The following is a 279-nucleotide window of genomic DNA, read 5'->3' as shown; positions in this document are numbered from 1 at the left end:
ACCTCGTAGGCGCCGGGCCCATGCTGCCGACGGAGATTGTCGTCATGGGCCGGGAAGCCCGGCAACAGCTTGTCTCGGTAATTCCTCAAGCATTCGCGATCCAGCTCGGCGCCAGTCATGCCCTCCCCAACCAGCGCCAAAAAGATTTCGCAGCTACGCCGAATGCGGCCTCGCTGTTCATCACCGCGCGCGCGCTCGCCGTCGCCCTGGTAGGTCTCCACCGAGTCGAGCAGCGGCCGTGAGCCGTGTTCTAGCCCCGCTGCGCCCTTTTCAGAACTC

Annotated in this window: 1 protein-coding gene; it reads left to right on the top strand. The window is 64.9% G+C overall.

Features of this window, described 5'->3' with window-relative positions:
* Nucleotides 1-242 (top strand): hypothetical protein (locus tag RVY79_RS19280; protein ID WP_317466174.1); only part of this gene is annotated, 242 nt, incomplete at its 5' end.
* Nucleotides 243-279: the final 37 nt, after the last annotated feature.

It is taken from the genome of Chromohalobacter sp. HP20-39 (genome assembly GCF_033052815.1).
Lineage (GTDB): Bacteria > Pseudomonadota > Gammaproteobacteria > Pseudomonadales > Halomonadaceae > Chromohalobacter.
This window is presented reverse-complemented; position numbering and strand designations above follow the sequence as displayed.